Source organism: Streptomyces purpurogeneiscleroticus (assembly GCF_020024005.1).
Taxonomy (GTDB): domain Bacteria; phylum Actinomycetota; class Actinomycetes; order Streptomycetales; family Streptomycetaceae; genus Streptomyces; species Streptomyces purpurogeneiscleroticus.
The window spans coordinates 1-20,099 of record NZ_NHSG01000268.1; the positions used below are offsets into that span (position 1 = coordinate 1).

General features: G+C 71.9%; 19 protein-coding genes and 1 pseudogene. 5 read left to right on the forward strand and 15 right to left on the reverse strand.

The annotated features are described in order from the left end of the window. Positions 1 to 152: 152 nt before the first annotated feature. A complete protein-coding gene (locus CCS38_RS17280; RefSeq protein WP_223734173.1) occupies positions 153 to 716 on the forward strand; it encodes a VanZ family protein in 564 nt (187 codons plus the stop codon). Between the two features lie 3 nt (positions 717 to 719). Here the strand turns inward: CCS38_RS17280 and CCS38_RS17285 are convergent, their stop codons facing one another. From CCS38_RS17285 to CCS38_RS17335, 11 genes and pseudogenes are all read right to left on the reverse strand, one after another. Beyond that, positions 720 to 1,469: a maleate cis-trans isomerase family protein gene (locus CCS38_RS17285; protein WP_308050823.1), complete on the reverse strand. Its 750-nt coding sequence runs from the start codon at positions 1,467 to 1,469 to the stop codon at positions 720 to 722. Between the two features lie 73 nt (positions 1,470 to 1,542). Beyond that, positions 1,543 to 2,031 carry a MarR family winged helix-turn-helix transcriptional regulator gene (locus CCS38_RS17290; RefSeq protein WP_223734174.1) on the reverse strand — a complete coding sequence of 163 codons (489 nt, stop codon included), beginning with the start codon at positions 2,029 to 2,031 and terminating at the stop codon, positions 1,543 to 1,545. A 62-nt stretch (positions 2,032 to 2,093) separates the two neighbouring features. Then, positions 2,094 to 2,975 carry an alpha/beta fold hydrolase gene (locus CCS38_RS17295; RefSeq protein WP_223734197.1) on the reverse strand — a complete coding sequence of 294 codons (882 nt, stop codon included), beginning with the start codon at positions 2,973 to 2,975 and terminating at the stop codon, positions 2,094 to 2,096. Then, positions 2,976 to 3,623: pseudogene (locus tag CCS38_RS17300) on the reverse strand (isochorismatase family protein); the annotation flags it as partial. Then, positions 3,620 to 4,303, reverse strand: coding sequence for an SRPBCC family protein (locus CCS38_RS17305; protein ID WP_223734175.1), 684 nt, complete (start codon positions 4,301 to 4,303; stop codon positions 3,620 to 3,622). The gene CCS38_RS17305 and the pseudogene CCS38_RS17300, both read right to left, overlap by 4 nt. Before the next feature lie 4 nt (positions 4,304 to 4,307). Further along, the gene (locus tag CCS38_RS17310; RefSeq protein ID WP_223734176.1) at positions 4,308 to 4,820 is read right to left on the reverse strand and encodes a (2Fe-2S)-binding protein; all 513 of its coding nucleotides are present in this window, start codon (positions 4,818 to 4,820) and stop codon (positions 4,308 to 4,310) included. A gap of 8 nt (positions 4,821 to 4,828) precedes the next feature. After that, complete coding sequence (locus CCS38_RS17315; RefSeq protein WP_223734177.1) at positions 4,829 to 7,207, reverse strand: xanthine dehydrogenase family protein molybdopterin-binding subunit; 2,379 nt, start codon at positions 7,205 to 7,207, stop codon at positions 4,829 to 4,831. Then, positions 7,204 to 8,052, reverse strand: coding sequence for an FAD binding domain-containing protein (locus CCS38_RS17320; RefSeq protein WP_223734178.1), 849 nt, complete (start codon positions 8,050 to 8,052; stop codon positions 7,204 to 7,206). The genes CCS38_RS17315 and CCS38_RS17320 overlap by 4 nt, the downstream gene beginning before the upstream one ends. 26 nt (positions 8,053 to 8,078) lie before the next feature. Beyond that, a complete protein-coding gene (locus CCS38_RS17325; RefSeq protein WP_223734179.1) occupies positions 8,079 to 9,452 on the reverse strand; it encodes an MFS transporter in 1,374 nt (457 codons plus the stop codon). Between the two features lie 28 nt (positions 9,453 to 9,480). Further along, positions 9,481 to 10,749, reverse strand: a complete 1,269-nt coding sequence (locus tag CCS38_RS17330; RefSeq protein ID WP_308050822.1) for an FAD-dependent monooxygenase — start codon at positions 10,747 to 10,749, stop codon at positions 9,481 to 9,483. 45 nt (positions 10,750 to 10,794) lie between these two features. Further along, the gene (locus tag CCS38_RS17335) at positions 10,795 to 11,829 is read right to left on the reverse strand and encodes a 2,5-dihydroxypyridine 5,6-dioxygenase NicX family protein (RefSeq protein WP_223734181.1); all 1,035 of its coding nucleotides are present in this window, start codon (positions 11,827 to 11,829) and stop codon (positions 10,795 to 10,797) included. 397 nt (positions 11,830 to 12,226) lie between these two features. Between CCS38_RS17335 and CCS38_RS17340 the strand changes: the two genes are divergently transcribed. Then, positions 12,227 to 12,622: an ArsR/SmtB family transcription factor gene (locus CCS38_RS17340; RefSeq protein WP_223734182.1), complete on the forward strand. Its 396-nt coding sequence runs from the start codon at positions 12,227 to 12,229 to the stop codon at positions 12,620 to 12,622. 178 nt (positions 12,623 to 12,800) lie between these two features. Next, entirely contained in the window at positions 12,801 to 13,454 is a 654-nt protein-coding gene (locus CCS38_RS17345) for a response regulator (protein WP_223734183.1), read from the forward strand. A 90-nt stretch (positions 13,455 to 13,544) separates the two neighbouring features. Here CCS38_RS17345 and CCS38_RS17350 read toward each other — a convergent pair whose 3' ends face one another. Both CCS38_RS17350 and CCS38_RS17355 read right to left on the reverse strand, forming a co-directional pair. Next, positions 13,545 to 14,909: an FAD-dependent oxidoreductase gene (locus CCS38_RS17350; RefSeq protein ID WP_223734184.1), complete on the reverse strand. Its 1,365-nt coding sequence runs from the start codon at positions 14,907 to 14,909 to the stop codon at positions 13,545 to 13,547. A gap of 169 nt (positions 14,910 to 15,078) precedes the next feature. Beyond that, a complete protein-coding gene (locus CCS38_RS17355; RefSeq protein ID WP_223734185.1) occupies positions 15,079 to 15,825 on the reverse strand; it encodes a DUF305 domain-containing protein in 747 nt (248 codons plus the stop codon). A gap of 199 nt (positions 15,826 to 16,024) precedes the next feature. On the opposite strand from CCS38_RS17355, the gene CCS38_RS17360 reads away from it, so the two are divergent. Continuing rightward, complete coding sequence (locus CCS38_RS17360) at positions 16,025 to 17,458, forward strand: LVIVD repeat-containing protein (RefSeq protein ID WP_223734186.1); 1,434 nt, start codon at positions 16,025 to 16,027, stop codon at positions 17,456 to 17,458. 10 nt (positions 17,459 to 17,468) lie between these two features. On the opposite strand, the gene CCS38_RS17365 is transcribed toward CCS38_RS17360, so the two are convergent. Further along, a complete protein-coding gene (locus CCS38_RS17365; RefSeq protein WP_223734187.1) occupies positions 17,469 to 18,155 on the reverse strand; it encodes a TetR/AcrR family transcriptional regulator in 687 nt (228 codons plus the stop codon). 205 nt (positions 18,156 to 18,360) lie between these two features. On the opposite strand from CCS38_RS17365, the gene CCS38_RS17370 reads away from it, so the two are divergent. Next, entirely contained in the window at positions 18,361 to 19,542 is a 1,182-nt protein-coding gene (locus CCS38_RS17370) for an acyl-CoA dehydrogenase family protein (protein WP_223734188.1), read from the forward strand. Positions 19,543 to 19,595: 53 nt separating this feature from the next. Here CCS38_RS17370 and CCS38_RS17375 read toward each other — a convergent pair whose 3' ends face one another. Beyond that, positions 19,596 to 20,075, reverse strand: a complete 480-nt coding sequence (locus tag CCS38_RS17375) for a DUF7144 family membrane protein (protein ID WP_223734189.1) — start codon at positions 20,073 to 20,075, stop codon at positions 19,596 to 19,598. Positions 20,076 to 20,099 lie beyond the last annotated feature (24 nt).

A 20,099-nucleotide genomic window follows, 5' to 3' on the forward strand; every position in this document is an offset into this window, starting at 1 on the left:
CCCCGGACGCCCCGTCCGAGGCATCCGAAGCATCCGAAGCGCCCGAGGAGACCCCCGCGCCCCGCGAGGACGCGCATGCCCTGCCGCCCCACGGGTAACCGAAGCGTCGTACAGACCAACTCCGGCAGGTCCACCTGAAGCGAGGGGTCTCCATGGCGCGGTCGGCGCGGTCACTCCGGCGCAGCAACGCCGGGAAGAAGAAGCGCGGCCGGCCGGCGACGGGCGGCGGGGCACCACTCCCGCCGCCCGTCCGGGCGTTGGTGATGCTGCTGGCGTTCGCCGTCATGGTGGCGTTCGGGGCCGTACTGGCGCGGCTGACCCTCCAGCCGTCGGCGGCCTCCGAAGCGCTCGCGCACACCAATCTGCGGCCCGGCGACACCCTGCGCGACTACCTCGGGCAGCCCGCGTTCGTCGACACCGTCAAGCAGCTCGGCGGGAACATCGTGCTCGGTGTGCCCTTCGGGCTGCTGCTGCCGGTCGTGGCGCCCCGGGCGCGCGGGCTGCTGCGGGTGATCGTGGTGACCGCACTGGTCATGCTGCTGGTCGAGCTGGTGCAGGGCGCCCTGGTCACCGGGCGCGCCTTCGACATCGACGACGTCATCCTCAACACCACTGGCGCGCTCCTCGGCTACGTCCTGCTCGGCCGCCGCCTCGGCCGCGCCGTCCACCCCAGGCGCCGCCACTGGTGGCAGCGGCGGCGCGCCGGTGCCGCATAGCCCTCAGCCCCCGGCGAGCAGCCGCCCCGCACCCGGTACGAAGGGATCCAGGCCCAGTTCGGTGAGGATGCGGTACGTGGTGGCGGTGGCCGCGGAGAGCACCGGCAGCCCCGCCTCGTCCTCGACCGGCTGGATCACCGGCAGCGACGGCATCTGCACGCACGCGGAGAGGACCAGCGCGTCGGCCCGGCCGAGGTCCAGCTTCCGCCAGTGGTCGCGCAGGTCCTCCGGGGCGAGCCGGGCGACCGCGAGATTGTCGGGGACCTCCAGGCCGATCGCGTCGACCACCTCCACGCCCGCGTCCTCGATGTAGTCGACGACCAGCCGGGTCAGGTCCTTCATGTACGGCGTGAGGAGCGCGACCCGGCGGGCGCCCAGCGCCGCGATGCCGTCCAGCAGCGCACCGGCGCTGGAGATCACCGGCGCCTGCGCGCCCTGGCCGCGCAGCGCCTTCGTGATCTCCGCCTCGGCCGTGCAGTGGTACCCCGGGCCCTGCGCCATGATCGCCACCAGGCAGGCGGTGGCGACGACGTCGGGGCGGGCGTCGGCGAGTTCGAGCGCGGCCCGCTCGGTCTGCGCGTTCATGCCGCGCAGCTGCTCGGGCGTGACGTGCTGCATCCGCATCCGGCTGCTGTGGAAGACGAAGCGGTCGCCGGGCCGCGCCCGCTCCCGGTCCCGCAGCATGCGCGGCAGCTCGGTCTCCATCGTCAGATTGGAGCTCGGCACGATCATGCCGATGTGGTGGTCCGTCAGGCCGGTGTGGTCGTCCGTCACGGGTCTCTCCTCGCGGTGGTGCGTGTCGGTCACCCGTGCCGGACGGGTGCGGTCAGGACTCTCTGGCCAGGCCCTCCCAGTGGTCGGCCAGCGAGGTCAGCAGTTCCATGAGGTCGGCGCGCTGATCCGCGCCGTAGGGCGCGAGCAGCCGTTCGTCCAGCTCGCGGGCGCGCGCGTGGGCGTCGTGGAGGGTCCGCTCGCCCTCCTCGGTCAGGTACAGCAGCTTGCGGCGGCCGTCGTCGGCGGCGGTGCGGCGGACGAGCAGCCCGCGGTTCTCCAGCCGCCGGGCCACGTCCGCCATCGTCGAGGTGTCCAGGGCCACGGCCGACGCCATCGACCGCTGGTCGTGGCCCGGCGCCGCGTCCACCGCGGTGAGCACCGCGAACTGCGGCCCGGTGAGCGTCGGGTCCACGGCCCGCACCCACACCGCGAGATACGCCTGGTAGAGGCGGCGTACTTGGTAGCCGGGCGCCGCGGTGAGGGCCGTGGGGACCTTGGGGGCCCCGGACGAAGGTTCTACGGAAGCGGTGTCGTCAGCCATGGGCCAACTCAATCACGCCGCATTGCCGGGCTCGATGCCGTCTCCGCAGCTCGGGGCGCGGATCACAGCATGGTGGTGAGCGCAGACCGGAGGGCCGCGAGCGCCGTCGGCGGGTTGTCCCAGAAGATCATGTGGCCGGCGTCCGGGATCTCCGTGAGGGCGGCGGAGGGCAGCGCAGCGGCGGCCTCCGCGGCCCCTTCGGCCGTGACCACCGGACTGTCGGCCCCGTACAGCAGCGCCACCGGCCCCGGTACCGACGGCCACCAGTCGAAGAAGTCCTCCGTCTCGAAGCCGCGGTGCGTGGCCACGATCGCCTCCCGCTCGCAGCTGCTCAGCCAGCGGGCCCGCAGCTCCTGCTCCCGCCGCGGCCAGCGCGGCCAGGAGGCGGCCACCTCATCGGCGTCGGTGCCGCGCACGGCCTGCGCGAGCTGCCCGAGGAACGCGTCCAGGGGCGTCGGATACGGGCCCCGGCCGGGCCCGCTCATCGGCGGATCGGCGAGCACCGTGCCGCCGAGCGGCACCTTGCCGCGCACCGCGGTGACCGCCGCGATCCGCGCGCCCATCGAGTGCCCGAAGACCACCGGCCGGTCCAGTGCCAGCCCCTCGATCACGGCCTCGGTGTCCTCCGCGTACTCCTCCAGCGTGTACCGACCGCCGCCGTCCGACAGCCCGCGCCCCCGGACATCCACCACCAACGGCCTTACCAGGTCCGTGAGTTCACGCGCGACGAAGTCCATGGTGACGGCCGGGCTGGTGATACCGGGCAGGATCACCACGGGCACGCCGGGCCCGCCGTAGTCGAGTACGTGCAGCCGGGCGGCGCCGGAGCGTCCCCAGCGACTGGTAGCAGGGAGGTCGGCCAGGTCCGCCGACGCGGCCCGGCTGATCGACCGCTGGTCCTGCCCGTCCTGCCGGTCCCGCCAGTCCTGATCGTGCTGCGGCATGGGGAGTTCCTTGAGGTAGTCGACCGCTTCGGCGAGCCCGATGACGTCGCCGTACTTCGCCTGGATGTCGAAGAGGTTCGCTTCGTGCGGCCCGGGCGCGCGGTCGCCGACACACTCCCGCGGCACGAGGACCGGGAAGCCGGACTGCACCGCGTCCACCGCGGTCGCCCGCACACAGCCACTGGTGGTCGCGCCGCACACCAGGACCGTGTCGCAGCCCAGGCCGGTCAGCGTCGCCGCGAGCGAGGTGCCGAAGAACGCCGACGCGCCCTTCTTGACCACCAGGTGATCCTCCGGCCGGCGCGGCAGCCGGGGATCGAGGGCGACCGCCTCACTGCCTTCGCGCAAGGCGCGCATCCCCTGTGCCTTCTGCAGCCAGGTGATGCTGTCGCCGGACGCCTCGGCGGGGGTGTACGCGATGGCGGTGAAGACGACCGGGACCCCGGCGGCCCGCCCCGCCTCGATCAACTCACCTGTGGAGTGGACCACTTCGGTCAGGTCCGCCCCGGAGGGGAAGGCGTCCTCCGTGAAACCGCGGGTGAGGTCGACGACGACGATCGCGGGGCGGCTGCCGCGGCGCACGGGTGCGCCGAAGCCGGCCCGGTCGTACGTTGCGTCGGTGGCCGTTCCGTACCGGCTCGCGCTCATGCCCGTCGCACCGCCTTCAGCTCGCGGCGCAGCCCGGCCATCCGGCCGAGCAGCCAGCCCTCGAACAGGCCGAAGGCGAAGGCGGCGGCGACCGGGCCGTACTTGGCCAGGGCCGGCCCCGCGATCATCGAGAGGCCGTCGAGCTCGGGGGCCGCCGGGACGGCCGGAGCCGCCTGCGCCGGTGCGGCCTGGAAGCCCGCGGCAGCCGGTACCGGAGACGGACCCGCCGGCACCCGCTCCTGATCCAGCAGGCTCCCCAGATTCTGCGCGAACTGCTGCAGGATCCGGTCCGAGACCGCCCCGATCGCGCCCTTCCCGAACTGCGCGATCTTCCCGCGGATGACCAGGTCCGTGTCCAGCCGCAGCAGCGCGCCCTCCGGCGCCTCCGCCACCACCAGCGTGACCTCGGCCTCGGCGTCGCCGCTGCCGTGCGTGTCGGCGCCGCGCGCCTGCACCCGCAGCCGCCGCGCCCCGGCATCGGCCTCCAGGAACCGTACGGTCCCCGCGTACGCCGCCGTGACCGGGCCGACCCGGACCGTCACCCGGCCCTGCCAGGCGTCCCCGTCCTGCCCGCCGAGCGCGGCGCCCGGCATGCAGGACGCGACCCGCTCCACATCGTTGAGCAGTGCGAAGACCCGGTCCGGCGGTGCCTTCACGGAAACCGTGTTGGTCAGCTGCATCGGTTCACTTCTCCTTCCCGGCGCGCCGGCGGGCCGCCGCACAGCCGTCGATGGCCTCGACGATGGTCTGGTAGCCGGTGCACCGGCACAGGTTGGCCGCGACCACCTCGCGGATCTCCTCCTTCGTGGCATCCGGCCGCTCGGCGAGGAACCCCTCGGCGAGCATCAGGAAGCCGGGCGTGCAGAAGCCGCACTGCAGCCCGTGGTGCTCGCTGAACGCCCGTTGCAAATCGCTGAGTTCACACGCGCCCGTGCCCTGTGACAGGGACTCGACGGTACGGATCCGCGCCCCCTCCGCCTGTGCCGCGAACATCAGGCAGGCCCGCACGGGACGGTCGTCGACCAGCACCGTGCAGGCGCCGCAGATCCCGTGCTCGCACCCGACATGCGTGCCGGTCAGCCGCAGATCGTGCCGGAGCACGTCCACGAGGGTGCGCCGCGACTCGGCGAGCACCTCGTGCTCCTCGCCGTTGACATCAAGAGTCATCAACTGCAGATCGGTCGCTGCATCGGTCATCGGATCGGTCATCGGGTGTGCTCCAGGGTCCGCTGCCGCCGCAGTGCGTGGTGTACTGCCTCCGGCGTGATCGGGGTGTGGTTCAGTTCGACGCCGGTGCCGCGCAGGGCGTCGTTGACGGCGTTCAGCACGGCGGCCGGCGCGCCGATCGTGCCGCCCTCGCCGGCGCCCTTCGCGCCGGTCTCCGTGAACGCGCACGGCGTCTCCAGATGGTGGATCGCCACATCCGGGATCTCGTGCGCGGTGGGCACCTTGTAGTCCATGAAGCCGGTCGCCGACGGCTCGCCCTGCGCGTCGTACGTCACCTGCTCGAACAGCGCGCCCGCGATGCCCTGCGCGATGCCGCCCCGGCACTGGCCCTCCACCACCTGCGGGTTGATGGCCACGCCGCAGTCCTCGACGCACACGTACCGCAGGATCTCCACCTGCCCGGTGCCTTCGTGCAGCTCCACCACGCAGGCATGGGTGGCGTTGGAGAACGTGCCGTCGTTGAAGACATCGAACGCGGCGGTCCCGGTCAGCCCCGGCGCGATGTCCTTCGGCAGCAGATGCGCCTTGAGGTACGCGATCTCGGCGAGCTGTTCGTACGTGAGGGACACGGAAGGGTCGTCGCGCCGGCGGACCAGTCCCTCGCCGCACTCCGTCTCCTCCGGAGCCACGCCCCAGCGGGCCGCGGCGATCCGGCGGAGCTTCTTCCCCAGCTCGGCGGCGGCCAGCCGGACCGCGCTGCCGCCGACGGTGATGGACCGGCTGGCGAAAGTGCCCCAGCCGTAGGTGATCCGGTCGGTGTCGCCCTGGTGCAGCTTCACCTTCGCCAGCGGCAGGCCCAGTTCGTCGGCGACGATCTGCGCCATGGTCGTCTCGTGGCTCTGGCCGTGGCTCATCGTGCCGGTGGTGACCGTGACCGCGCCGCTGGTGTCCATCCGGACCTCGGAGAGATCGAAGCCGGGGACCACCTCCATTTTCCGCTGCGCGAAGGCAGCGGAGCCGTAGCCGGTGCGCTCGCTGAAGCAGGAGTAGCCGATACCCAGGTGGCGCCCCTCTGCCGCAGCCGCCGCCTGCTTCTCGTACCAGCCCTCCTCCCGCACGGTCCGCTCGCACAGGTCCAGCGCCTCCCGGTAGGAGCCCGGGTCGTAGGTGATGCCGTTGACGCCCGTGTAGGGGAAGTCGGTGATGACGTTGCGGCGGCGGATCTCGACGGGGTCCAGACCCAGTTCACGCGCTGCCCGCTCGAAGAGCCGCTCGACGACCATCACGTACTGCGGACGGCTGACCCCGCGGTACGGCGCGGTCGGCGCCTTGTTGGTGGTGATCGCCCGGCCGCGCACCCGGTAGGCGGGCACCCGGTACACACCGGGCATCTCCGCCGACGCCATCAGCGGCTCGATGCCCGCGGTGAAGGGGTAGCAGGAGTACGCGCCCATGTCGCACACCACGTCGGCGTCCAGTCCGAGGATGCGGCCCTCGGCGTCGAACGCGGCCCGTACGTCGTAGTGCTGCTCGCGGGCGAGGAACGACGCGGTCAGCGCGTCCTTGCGGTCCTCGATCCACTTGACCGGGCGACGCAACCGCAGTGCGGCGGCAGCGGCGGCGATCTCCTCCCGGCCGACGACGCACTTCAGGCCGAAGCCGCCGCCCATGTCCGGCACCCGCACCCGTACGGCCCGCTCGTCCAGGCCCAGGCAGCGCGCGGCGACCGTGCGCACCTGGTGCGGGACCTGCGTACAGGTCTCCAGTACGAGCTGCTCCTCGCGGTCGTCCCAGTGCGCCACCGTGCCGCGGGTCTCCAGCGGCAGCGCGTTCTGCCGCCCCGTGCGGGAGTCGACGTGCACCACGCACGGCGCGGCCGCGAAGATTGCGTCGATGCCCTCGGAGGCGAAAAGGGAGACGTCGACGAGGGTGTTGCGCGGGGCCTCGTCGTGCAGGAGCGGGGCGCCCTCGGCGAGCGCCTGGTCCTCGCAGGTCACAGGGGAGAGGGGTGCATAACTCACCCTGGCCGCCTCCAGGCCGTCCTCGGCGGCGTACGCGTCCCGTGCGATGACGATGGCGAGGGGCTCGCCGACGTACCGGACCCGGTCCCGGGCGAGGACCGGCATGGGCGTGGGCACGAACTCGGTGAGCGGGCGGTCCAGCCGGGCGGTGATGTCGCCGAGCCCCAGATCCTCGGCGGTGAACGCCGCGACCACGCCCGGTACTTGGCGTACCGCGCTCAGGTCGACGGCGGTGACCTCGGCGTGTGCGACGGTGCTGCGGACGAACTGCGCGTGCAGCATGCCGGGCAGCGCGATGTCGTCGACGAACCGGCCACGCCCTGTGAGCAGCCGCGGGTCCTCGCGGCGGGCGACCGACCGGCCGACCAGCCGGTCCTCCGTACTACGGGGTGTCACGGTGTCATCGCCTCCTCGCAGGCGCGCTGGACAAGAGTGCGGATGAGGTGGCGGCGGTACTCCGGGCTGCCGTTGGCGTCGCCCGGCGGATCGCTCGCGTCGGCCGCGGCGGCCGCGCACTCGGCGAACGTACCCCCGCCCGCCAGCACGGCCTCCGCCTCGGGAACCCGTACCGGCGCTGGTGCCACGCCGCCCAGCGCCACCCGCCCGCCGCGTACCGTGCCGTCCTCGGCGTCGAGGTCGACGACGGCCGCCACGGTCGCGAAGTCCCCTTGACGCTCGGCGAATTCGGTGAGCGCGGCGTGCGGCGCAGGGCGCGGGAAGACGACCTCGACAAGGAGTTCCCCGGGGTCCAGCGCGGTCGTGTAGTACCCGAAGAAGAAGTCCTCGGCGCGGATCCGGCGGCGGCCGTGCGGCCCTTCGGCCACCAGCTCGGCGCCGAGCGCGACGGCCAGCAGGCACCATTCGGCGGTGGCGTCGGCGTGCGCGAGGCTGCCGCCGACCGTGCCGCGGGTCCGGATCGGCAGATGACCGATCCAGCGCATGGCCCGGCGCAGCACGCCGAACCCCGGCTCCAGGACGTCCGTCGGGGCGGTCTCCACGGTGTGGTGCGTGGTCAGCGCCCCGATGTGCAGGCCGCCGTCGGCATCCGTGCGCAGGTGGTCGAGGGTGCGCAGGCCGCCGATGTCGACCAGGTGGGCCGGGCGGGCCAGCCGGTAGTTCATCATCGCGACCAGGCTCTGGCCACCGGCGATGACCTTCGCGTCGGCGCCGAGCTCGGCCAGCAGCCGGGTGGCGTCCTCGGCACTGCGGGCCCGGTGGTAGCGGAAGGGGGCGGGTTTCATGATCCTCCTCTCAGTGCGGTGGGCGGCTAGGCCGGCACGGGCCGCTGGGCGTCCGAGTCCACGTCGTCCAGCGCGCGGCCCTTCGTCTCGGGCGCCGCGACCGCCATCCAGCCGATCGCGAGCAGTACCGCCAGGGCGAGAACCGTGAAGGTCAGCGGCAGCCCGAGCACCGGCCACAGCACCGAACCGAACAGCATCGGCGCGAATCCCGTGAGCACCCGGCTGACGGACGAGGCCCAGCCGAAGCCGCTCGCCCGCAGCCGCGTCGGGTACAGCTCGGCGACGTACGCGTACATCGCCGGGATGGTGAGCTGCATCAGGAAGCCGAAGGCGCCGATCGCCACGACCGAGCCGGTCGGCATCTTCAGCACCAGCGCGAAGACCACCAGCGCCAGGGACGCGACCGGCGCCGAGACGCCGATCAGCCACTTGCGGCCGACCAGGTCCACCAGCGCGGTGGAGACCAGTACGCCCACGATGCCGACGCCGCTCATCAGCGTAGTGTTCATGAACGCGGCCGTGTCGCCGAGCCCTTGCTCCTTGAGGATGGACGGCAGCCAGCTCAGCGCCGCGTAGTAGACGAGCATGACGGTCGCGAAGAGCAGCCAGGCGGCGGAGGTGATCCGCGGGCTGAACCGCCAGAGTCCGACGAGCTGTTCGAGCGCGGCCCGCGGGCCCCGCGTCCGCTCCTCGGCCACCGGTACCGGGATCACATACGGCTCGACGGGCGCGCCGGTGCGGGCCACCAGGTCGTCGATGACGGCACGGGCCTCCGCCTCGCGGCCCTTCTTCGAAAGGTAGACCGGCGACTCGGGCACCCCGCGGCGCACCCAGAAGAGCAGCAGCGCCGGCAGGCTCATCGTGGCGAGCATCCACCGCCAGTTGCCGTCCAGCGGCAGCATCATGGTCGACACCAGGCCGCACAGCGTCACGCCCACCGGCCACCACGCGTCCAGCGCGGTGAGCACCCGCCCCCGGTACTTCCGCGGGGAGAACTCACCCACCAGCGCATAGTCCACGGGGATGCAGCCGCCGAGCCCGATGCCGGCCAGGAAGCGCAGCGCCAGGAAGACCGGGTAGGCCGGGGCGAAGGCGCCGAGCACCGAGAACACCGCGAAGATCAGCAGGGTGACGCTGAACGCCTTCTTGCGGCCGATGCGGTCGGCGACCGCGCCCCAGGCCACCGCGCCGACGGCCATGCCGACCAGGTTGGCGGTGGCCACCAGGCCGCGGGCGCCGAGCGAGAGGTCGTAGTGCGCGCCGACCAGCGGCATCAGAAAGCCGTTGAGCGCGATGTCGTACGCGTCGAAGAGGTAGCCGAGGCCGCCGATCAGGAAGATCCGGCCCTGGACCCCCCATCTCCACGGGAGATCCTGGACGATCTGATCGCCTGTCTTCATGGTCGCTCCAAGGGACAGCCGGGTCGGGTCAGCGGGCGAACTGATAGGAGAAGGCGACGGCGTCGGGGTCGTGGAGCGGGGTGCCGCCCCACAGCCACTCGTAGGACAGGTCCGACTCGCCCTCGAAGCGCCGGAGCTTCTCGTCCCGGGCGCGCTGCTCCGGCCCGTCGGGGAAGTGGTAGAAGGTCTTGTTCTGCAGCGAGGCGTCCTGCACCATCCCGGCGTGCTTGGCCCGCCGGGAGACGTAGCGCCGCAGCGCCGCCTCGATGTCGCCCGTGTTCACCCCGCCCAGCTCCTCCGCCAGTACCGCCGCGTCCTCCATCGCCTGCGAGGCGCCCTGCGCCTGGTACGGGAGCATGGCGTGGCAGGCGTCGCCCAGCAGCGCGACACGGCCGTCCATCCAGACCGGATCCCGCCGCCGGTGGTACAGCGCGAAACAGCTGACGTCCTCCTTGGCCTTGGAGAGCATCGCGGGCACCCGGTCGTCCCACCCGGGGAACGCGGCCACGAGATCTTCGGTGGTCGCGGCGACGGTCCACTTCTCGGCGACCTCGTCCGTGCAGGGCACGCACGCGACGACGTTGAGGAACTCCCCGCGCCGGATCATGTAGTGGACCAGATGCCGGTCCGGGCCGTACCAGATGGTGCTCTGGTACCGGTCGACCAGCCAGCGGGTGGCAGGGTCGGCCGCGATCAGATCGCCGGGGATCAGCGCCCGGAACGCCATCTCACCGGAGAACTCCAGCGTGTCCGCCGCGCCCATCAGGTCGCGCACCCGGCTGCGGATGCCGTCGGCGCCGATCAGCGCGTCCCCGGCGTACCGGCGGCCGTCGTCGGTGACGGCCACCGGGCGCGCGGGGTCGGACCGGTCCAGCTCCGCGACCCGGCTGGAGGTGTGGACCTGCACCACGGGGCCGGGACCGGCCGGGTCGAGGCAGGCGTCCATGAGCACGCGGTGCAGATCGGCCCGGTGGTAGTGCCAGTACGGCGCGTTGTACCGGTCCTTGCAGTGCTGCCCCAGCGACGTGAGGCCGATGACGCTGCCGTCCTCCCAGCGCCGCCTGACCTGGTCCAGCGGCTCGGTGTGGATGGCCTCCAGCTGTCGGCGCAGGCCGAGCCCGAGGAGGATCCGGCTGGCGTTGGGCGCGGTCTGGATGCCCGCGCCGACCTCGCCCAGCTGCGGCGCCTGCTCCAGGACGGTGACCCGCAGGCCCTGATGGCGCAGGGCCAGGGCGGCGGTCATGCCGCCGAGACCGCCGCCGACGACGGTGACTTCGTACGACTGACTGGGCACCACTTCTCCTCCAAAGGCGATGTCGGGGGGTACGCGGACTCGGGCCCGTCAGCCGTCGTCGGTGAGCCGGCCGTCGACCACGACGTCGGTGCCGTCGACCGACACGGTGCAGCCGCGCATGGCGATGTCGAGGTGGGCGTAGGACTCGCGGCCCAGCACCGGATGCGGTCCGGTGGACCACAGGAAGTTGCCCGCGAAGGCCCGGGCGTCCATGCCCATCAGCTCGTCCTTGCCGTACATCGCGGTGGCGAACCAGTCCGCCGTACGCATCAGCCCCCACCCCATGTGGGACAGGCTGCGCCCCCACTTGTCGTCCGCGTCCTCGAAGAAGGTGTCCAGCAGCTTGGCCTCGGCGCCCCCGCTCACCTTCTCGATGTGCCCCGCGGCGACCTCCAGCGTGACCGGCTCCCGTACGTACTCCTTGAACGGCAGCAGGATGTCGCCCTCGCCGAGAACGATGCGCCCGTCGGAGATCTCCGGCCAGCACAGCACCATCGTGCTGGGCCAGTGGTCCCAGCGCCCCGGATCGTCCGCGAAGCCGCACTGGAACTCCGGCTTCGAGCCGCTGAGCCGCACGGTCAGGTCGGTGCCCGCGGCGGAGGTGACCCGCATGACGGACGACCGCTTCAGCAGCTCGACGCCTTCCAGTACGGCCGCCTTGTCCGCCTCTTCGGGAAGGTTCCGGATGAGGACGTCAGGAGCGTCGCAGACGAAGATGATGCGGGTGCCCGCCTTGAGGATCTCCTGCTGCACGGGCGCGTGGATGAACCCCTCGCGGGTCAGGTCGACGACCAGGTCGGCGGATTTCAGCAGGTCCTGGGCGGTGGTGTCGTTCAGTACGGAGGTCAGGCCCGGGCCCGCGCCGGTGTGTGTGCTGGGCATGGGGGCCGGGGTGCCGCCGGGCACGGTGGCGGCGATGACGTGGGCGCCGCACGCCTTGGCGGCGCCGAAGGCGGCCGCCACGTAGTCGCCGCGGCTGCCCGGCTCGGCGAGAACGACGACGTGCTCGTCGCTGCGGAGCTTGCACAGGCGCAGTTCGCGGGTGAAGGCGTCGAGCAGGTCGACGGAGGAAAGATCGAACACGGGTCCTCCAAGGACGTACGGGGGAACGTACGGGACGTGGGCTCGCTCGGGAGCCCGTGGAGTGCGTCGTGCGGGGCGGGCAGGTGCCTGCGCAACCGTGCGCAGGCATGCGTGAGGAGCCCGCCGAACATGCTCTGATCATGCTCTGATCTGCGGTGACGCGCCGGTCGGCGCGTCCCGATGGAGATAATCCGAACACGTACGATCTCGCCTTGGCAAGGGGTGCGGCACGAGTTCACCCGGATCTTCCGCGCCGGAACACGACGGAAACACGCCACGCCCGGGGGAGGGGTGCGGTGTGCGCGAGGGCATCCCTTGGCGGGGCGGGCGGCCGCGAAGTACGATGAGTCTCGTACATTCGCGCCCGGCCCTCGTGCGCCGACCGACAGGAGCCGTCATGCCCGCCACCTCGACGCCGTCCGGGGGCGCCCCGCGCGTGCTGGGGCACCCGAGCCGCGACGCCATCCGGCTGGAGGACGTGCTGCACGCGCTCGCCGACCCCGTCCGCCTCGGCATCGTGCTGGTGCTGGACGAGGCCGAAGGGGAGTGCTCCTGCTCGGTCTTCGACGCGCCCGTCAGCAAGTCGACGCTCACCCACCACTTCCGGGTGCTGCGCGAACACGGCGTGATCACCCAGGCGTACCGCGGCACGGCCAAGATGAACGCGCTGCGCAGGGACGACCTGGAGGCCCTCTTCCCGGGCCTGCTGGACGCCGTCCTCACCGCGGCCCGGCGGCAGGCGGCGGCCGGTCTCGGCGCCGGCGCGGGAGCGGCCGCGACCGGCCGCGCCTGACCCACCGGGCCTGAAGCCCCGGTACTCCTCCCGGCCCCCGCCGACCGGCGGGGGCGGGCGGCCCGCGATCTCGTCTTCAGGTCCCGTTCGCACGCCCCTTACCTGCCGTAACCTCGACCGCGGGAAGCGCCGCGCGGACCTCCGGACCGGCGGCCGGCAGCGGGAACGAGGAGCTCGGGTGATTCGGGTCGTGGTCGTCGACGACGAGGAACTGGTCCGCTCCGGGCTGCGGCTGATCCTCGGCTCGGCGCCCGACATCGAGGTGGTCGCGGACTGCGGCGGCGCCGAGGCGCGGGCCACGCTGCTCGCCCACCGCCCGGACGTGCTGCTGCTGGACATCCGGATGCCCGACGTGGACGGCCTGACCGTCCTGCGCGGGCTGCGCGATCTGCCGCAGCCTCCGAAGACCGCCATGCTGACCACGTTCGACGGCGAGGAGTACCTCGGCGCCGCGCTGCACGAGGGCGCCGCCGGCTTCCTCCTCAAGGACACGGCCCCCGAGCAACTGGTGCACGCCGTACGCGTACTGGCCGACGGCGGCCGGGTACTGGCCCCCGGCGTCACCCCGGCCGTGATCGGCGGCTACCTCGGCGGACAGCCGGACAAGTCCGCGGCGCGCAGCGTCAGCGGCCTCACCGACCGCGAACGCCAGGTGCTCGCGCTGGTCGGCGAGGGCCTGTCGAACGGCGAGATCGCGTTGCGCCTGCACCTGGCGCACGGCACGGTCAAGGACCACGTCAGCGCGCTGCTCGGGAAGCTGGGCGGCCTCAACCGCGTACAGGCCGCGGTGATCGCCGACCGGGCGGGACTGGTCACGCCGGCCCGGCGGTGAGCATCCTTGCGCCGGCGCTCCCCGTGGGCCCGGCGGTGAGCGTCCTTGTGCCGGCGTTCCCCGTGCGCCCGGCGGTGAGCCGCCGTCCGCTCACCGCCCCGCCCGCGCCGCGTCCAGCAGCCCCTCCCAGTCCGGGATCTTGACGGTCGTACGCCCCAGCTCCTGGCCCAGCGCCGCCTCCGCCGCCTCGATTCCCAGCCAGCCCGGCCACGGCACCGGCCGCTGCCCGGCCCGCCGCAGCGCCGCCACCGGATCCTCCGGCAGCTCCCGTCCGGCCAGCCCCGGCGCGTCTTCGAGCAGCGCGCCGACGGTCTGCTTCGCGCACGGCCGGTTCGTACCGATCACCCCGGTCGGCCCGCGCTTGATCCAACCGGCGACGTACTCGCCCGGACACGGCGTGCCGTCCCGCAGCACCCGCCCCTCCGCATTCGGCACCGTCCCCGTCTCCGCGTCGAACGGCAGCCCCGGCTGCGCCACGCCCCGGTACCCCACCGAGCGCAGCACCAGCCCCGCCTCGATGTCCTCGTACTGCCCGGTGCCGCGCACCCCGCCCTGCCCGTCCGGCGCCGTCCGCTCGAACCGCACGGCCCGCACGCCGTCCCGCGCGTCGCCGATCAGCTCGGCGGGGCGCAGATAGAACCGCAGGTGGATGCGGCGCCGAGGACTGTCCGGCGGCGGTACCGGCCGCTGCGACCACTCGCGCAGCACGTCGACATTGCGGCGCACCACGGCCGGCAGCGCGCCCGGGTCCGCGCCGCACGCCGGGTCCATCGCCAGCTCATCGGGGCGTACCACCACATCGGCGCCGGGCAGCGCGCCCAGCTCCCGCAGCTCCTTCGTGGTGAACTTCGCCTGCGTGGGGCCGCGCCGCCCCACCATCCAGACGTCGCGCACACCACTGCCCGCGAGCGCCTCCAGGGCGGGCTGCGGCACATCTGTCGGCACCAGGTCGCCGGCCGCGCGGGCGAGGATGCGCGCCACGTCGACGGCGACGTTGCCCACGCCGATGACCACGGCGGACGACCTGCCGAGCGCGAAGCCGCCGGCCGCCGCCGCGTCCGGATGCGCGCTGTACCAGGACACGAACTCCGTGGCGGAACGGCTGCCCGGCAGCTCCTCGCCCGGGATGCCGAGCCGCCGGTCGGTGGCGGCGCCCACGCAGTACACCACCGCGTGGAAGATACGGCGCAGCTCGGCGTGGTCGAGCCCGCCCGTGCCGACGTCCACATGGCCCAGAAAATGGACCCGTGGATGTTCGAGTACGGTCCGCAGCGTCTGCTGCAGGCTCTTGATCTTCTCGTGGTCGGGCGCCACGCCGTACCGCACGAGTCCGTACGGGCATGGCAGCCGGTCCAGGACGTACACCTCGACGTCCGGGACGGCCTGTTGCTGGACGAGAGCCTGAGCGGTGTAGACCCCGCTCGGTCCCGATCCGATCACTGCGACACGAAGCACTGGGAGGCCCCTTCCGCGGGATGTCTCCAGGATCGCACCACTGTGCGGCAGAGGGGAGTGTGCCGCGCGGATGTGCCGTCTGGGGTGGCGCAAAACGCCCCGGGAAAGATCCGAAACACGCGCCTGCGCCGCCCCGCCCGCCGCAGCGGACACCAAGCCCCGCGGCGGGCTATGGCGCCGCCTTCCGCATCCGGTCGATCTCGGCCGTCTGCTGCGCGATGACGTCGGTGGCCATCTCCTCCACGCGGACGTTGTTGCCGTCGGAGAGCACCTCCGTCGCCATGGTCACCGCGCCCTGGTGGTGGGTGATCATCAGCTTCAGGAAGAGCGCGTCGAAGCGCTCGCCACGGGCCGCGCGCAGCCGGTCGAGCTGGGCGTCGGTCGCCATGCCGGGCATGTCGGCGTGGTCCTTGTGCCCGTGCTTCCCGTGCTTCCCGTGCTTCCCGTGCTGCTCGCGCGGCCCGCCGTGCGTCGTCAGCCAGCCCTTCATCGCGTCGATCTCGGGCCGCTGGGCGGCGTCGATCCGGACGGCGATCCGCCGTACCGTCGCCGACTCGGCGTGTTTGTCCGCGAGTTCGGTCATCACCAGGGCCTGCCGGTGGTGCTCGATCATCATCTGGAGGTACGAGAAGTCGGCGGAGTTCGGCGAGTCGTCGCCGACTTCCTTGCGCGCCTCGTCGGCGGAGAGCGTACGGGCCGGTTCGCCGGGCTTCCCGGGCGCGATGACCTGCTGCCCGGCGTCGCCGGAGGTCGCGTCGGCCCGCCCGCCGCCCGCCTCGCAACCGCTCAGCCCGAGGACCGCGACGGCGACGGCCGCGACGACTCCGGCGGCGGATCTCCTGGCACGCCCGGCACGCTTCACTGCGAACTCCCGTCCTAGACCGGCCCGTTCGTTGCCCACGAATGACATCTTCATTGCCCCCTATTGAGATGTACATGAGCGGCGCGATACTACCCAGGGTCAAACCCAGGCCCAGAACAACCGTTCCCCACCCCGAACGGATTCAAGGGAGGACACTGTGACGTCGTCGACGCACAGATCCACGGCACCAACGGTACGAAGACCACTCGCACGCCGGCTTCTCGCAGGCCGGCGCGGGCACCTCCGCGCGGCCGTGGCCGCCTGCGGCCTGGTCGCCTCGCTGTTCGCGGCCGGCCCGGCCGCCGCCACCCCGGACCCGGGCGACTCCCCGCCCGTAAAGCGGGAGGTGAGCAGCAGTCAGCGCGCCGACACCAAGGCGGCCATGGAGAACGGCGAGATCCCCGGCGTGGACGAGATCGTCCACAGCGACAACGTCCAGCACCTCGCCAACCTCCCCAAGACGGCGTTGAAGAGCACCAATTCGGACCTCGCCTTCCAGGGGAAGTACGCGTTCGCGGGCAACTACGACGGCTTCGCGATCTACGACATATCCCGGCCCAGCGCGCCCCGCACCGTGAGTCAGGTCCTCTGCCCCGGCGCCCAGAACGATGTCTCGGTCTCCGGGGACCTGCTCTTCCTCTCCACCGACTCCTCGCGCAGCGACGACTCCTGCAGCAGCACCACGCAGCCCGCGACCGAGAAGTCCTCCTGGGAGGGCATGAAGGTCTTCGACATCAGCGACAAGGAGAACCCCGAGTACGTCGCCGCCGTCGAGACCGCCTGCGGCTCGCACACCCACACCCTCGCGCCCGACCGCAAGAACGTCTACGTCTACGTCTCCTCCTACTCGCCCAGCGAGACGTTCCCCGACTGCAAGCCGCCGCACGACGGGATCTCCGTCATCAAGGTGCCGCGCTCGGCCCCCGAGAAGGCCGCGGTCGTCGACTTCCCCGTGCTCTTCCCCGACGGCGGCAACCCGGGCGGCCCCACCAACCCGGGCGTCTCCAAGACCACGGGCTGCCACGACCTCACCACCTTCCCGAAGCTGAAGCTGGCGGCCGGCGCGTGCATGGGTGACGGCATCCTGCTCGACATCGAGAACCCCGCCGCCCCCAAGGTCATCGACCGCGTCCAGGACAACGTCAACTTCGCCTTCTGGCACTCCGCCACGTTCAACGAGAGCGGCAACAAGGTCGTCTTCACCGACGAGCTGGGCGGCGGCGGGGCCGCGACCTGCAACGAGAGGATCGGCCCGAACCGCGGCGCGGACGGCATCTACGACATCACCGGCAAGGGCGACGACCGCAAGCTCGTCTTCCGCAGTTACTACAAGATCCCGCGCCACCAGGCCGACACCGAGAACTGCGTCGCGCACAACGGTTCGCTCATCCCGGTCAAGGGCCGCGACATCATGGTGCAGGCGTGGTACCAGGGCGGCGTCTCCATCTGGGACTTCACCGACTCCACCGCGCCCAAGGAGATCGGCTACTTCGAGCGCGGCCCGATCTCCGCCGACGCCCTTGTCGGCGGCGGCTCCTGGTCCGCGTACTACTACAACGGCCACATCTACTCCAACGACATGGCCAAGGGGTTCGACGTCCTGAAGATCAACGACCCCCGTACGGACAGCGCCCGCTCGGTCCGCCTTTCGGAACTGAACGTCCAGACCCAGCCCGACTACCGCTGACGGATCCCGCCTACTGCTGACGGGGCCCGGCCACCGCCGGCCGGGCGCCACCGGGGTCCGGCAGCACCCCGCCGGACGGTTCTCGACCGTCGTCACCGTCCGGCGGGGCGCCGAGCTCCCAGTCCAGCCCGTACCGCTGGAACAGCTCGCCCCGCAGCCGGGTGACCGGCATCGGCGCGCCCGGCAGCAGTACGGCGACCACGGCCCCCATGAGCAGCGCGCGCAGCAGCGGATAGTCGGTGTCGGGGTCGGCCGAGCCGTACGCCACGACCGTGTCCCGCAGCAGCTGCGCGAGCCGCTGCTGCTCGGGGCACTGGATGAATCCCTCGGCGGTCAGAATGCCCGCCATGTGCGTCCGCATCAGCTTCGGCCGGTCCCGGGCCAGCCCCAGGATCGCGTCGATCGCCCGGGCCAGCAACTCGCGCCCGGCGTCCGGCCCGTCCGGACACGGCTCCCTGCTCAGCCCGGCCTCCAGGGACAGATGCATCAGCCGGTGCACGGCGGACTGCAGGAGCTGCCGCTTGCCGGGGAAGTAGTACGAGATCAGGCCACGCGCCGACCCGGCCCGCTCCGCGATGTCCCCCAGCGTCGTCGCTTCGTACCCCCGCTCGTCCACCAGCTCGACCGTCGCCTGCAGCAGCCGTTCCCGGGAACGCCGCCGCAATTCTTCGTTGACCGATGCGCTGCGGGGGGACATGCTGTAACTCCTGCGTTGACTGGCTCTCGGCCAATATACTCAGCGAGTCACCGGACACCGGCCCCACCCCGGCGCGGTATCCGGCCAAGACACCTGCTTCGGGCGACGCGGGGGATCGCCCGAAGCAGGTTTTCACCGCGTACGGCTGCCCTCGCCAAGGTGACGCTGATTCAGTACTGACGCTGATGACGAGGAGCGACCAGCCATGTCGGTCTCGGCCGGATTACATGTCAGCCCGGAATTTCCCGCGATGCTCGAGCGGATCGACGCACTCGGCGGGGCGCTCGAGGCGAAGGCGGGCGCGGCCGAGGAACTCGGCAGGCTCACCGAGGACATCGCGCGGGCCTTGCTGGACGCCGGGGCCGTCCGGGCCGCGCTGCCGCAGAATCTCGGCGGCCACGAGTTCTCCCCGCGGCAACTGATCGAGACGGTCGAGCGGATCAGCTATCACGATGCCGCGGCCGGCTGGACGATGATGGCACTGCAGTTGGTGACCGGCACCACCGCTGCCTACCTCGATGGCGTGGCGGCGGCCGACCTGTTCCCGGATGTCGCGGGCGGGAAGTACGCGCTGTTGGCCGGGCACGGCACCCGGCCCGGCCGGGCCGTCCCGGTGGAGGACGGCTATCTGGTGAGCGGCTCCTGGCAGTTCGCCTCCGGTATGGCGCACGCCACCCACATCCACAGCGCGATCCAGGTCGAGGGCACCGGGGAGCTGCGGGTGCTGGCGATGCCGAAGGCGCAGGTGGAGCTCGTCGACAACTGGGATGTACTCGGGCTGCGTGCGACGCACAGTATCGATTACCACTGCGCCGACGTGCATGTCCCGGCGACGCATACCTACCGCGCCACGACGACCACCCCGGCGAACGGTGGCGCGATCTACCGCCTCGGCCTGGTCAACATGGCCGCGATCGGGCACACCGGCTGGGCGCTCGGTGTCGGGCGGCGGCTGCTCGATGAACTGAAGTCGGTCGCCGCGGCCAAATCCGGCACGCGGAACGCCGCCGTCGACACCACGCAGTTCCACGCGGAGTACGCGACCGCCGAAGCCAGGCTTCGTTCGGCGCGGGCGTGGGCGATGGAGGTATGGGAAGGTAACGAAGCCACGCTGGAGGCGGGCGAGTTGCTGAGTACCGAGCAGGACACACTGCTCAGGCTGGCGCTCCATCACGCGACGTGGACCGTGCAGGACGTGGGGCAGACGGTGCACCGATGGGCGGGGACGACGGCGATCCGGCGCGGGCCGATCGACCGGTTCCTGCGGGACCTCGGCACAGGCACCCAGCACATCACCTCGAGCCCGGTGGTCCTGCAGAACTGCGGGAAATGGCTCAGCGGTGCACAGCCCGGAGCGCGCTGGGAGTTTCTCGATCTGGCGCAGTGATCAACAGGTCGGTGTTGGTTCTCCGGTGAGTCTGTGCCCCGCCCTTCACTGCGTCACTGCGGGCGTGCCCCGTACACCTTCTGCGCCTGCTCGGGGCCGTAGCGGGTCAGGGCCCAGATGACCAGTACGTCCATGCCCACGATGATCGCCGACCAGATACCGGAATAGGGCGCGAAGAAGAAGTTCTTCACCACGCTCAGCAACGCCACGACGATGCCGATGACGCGGGCGGAGGGCCGTGCGCTGAACAGGTTCACTGCGGCGATCACTGCCGCGACGCCGAATCCGAGGTGGAGCCACCCCCAGCCGTACGTACCCCATGCGAAGAGGTAGCTGTCCGGCGGGGACAGCATCTCCTGGTCGATGAGGACGGCCAGCCCCACGAGGGCGTGGAACATGCCGACCAGGAACAGCACGCAGGCGGCGAGCACAATGCTCCCTATGGAGAGCGTGGTGACCCGGGGATCCGATGCCGGTGCATCGGGCGGTGGTTTCTCCAAATGCCGACGTGCGGTCGGGGATCCATCAGCCATGTCCACACCCCCTTGGCCGAGCAT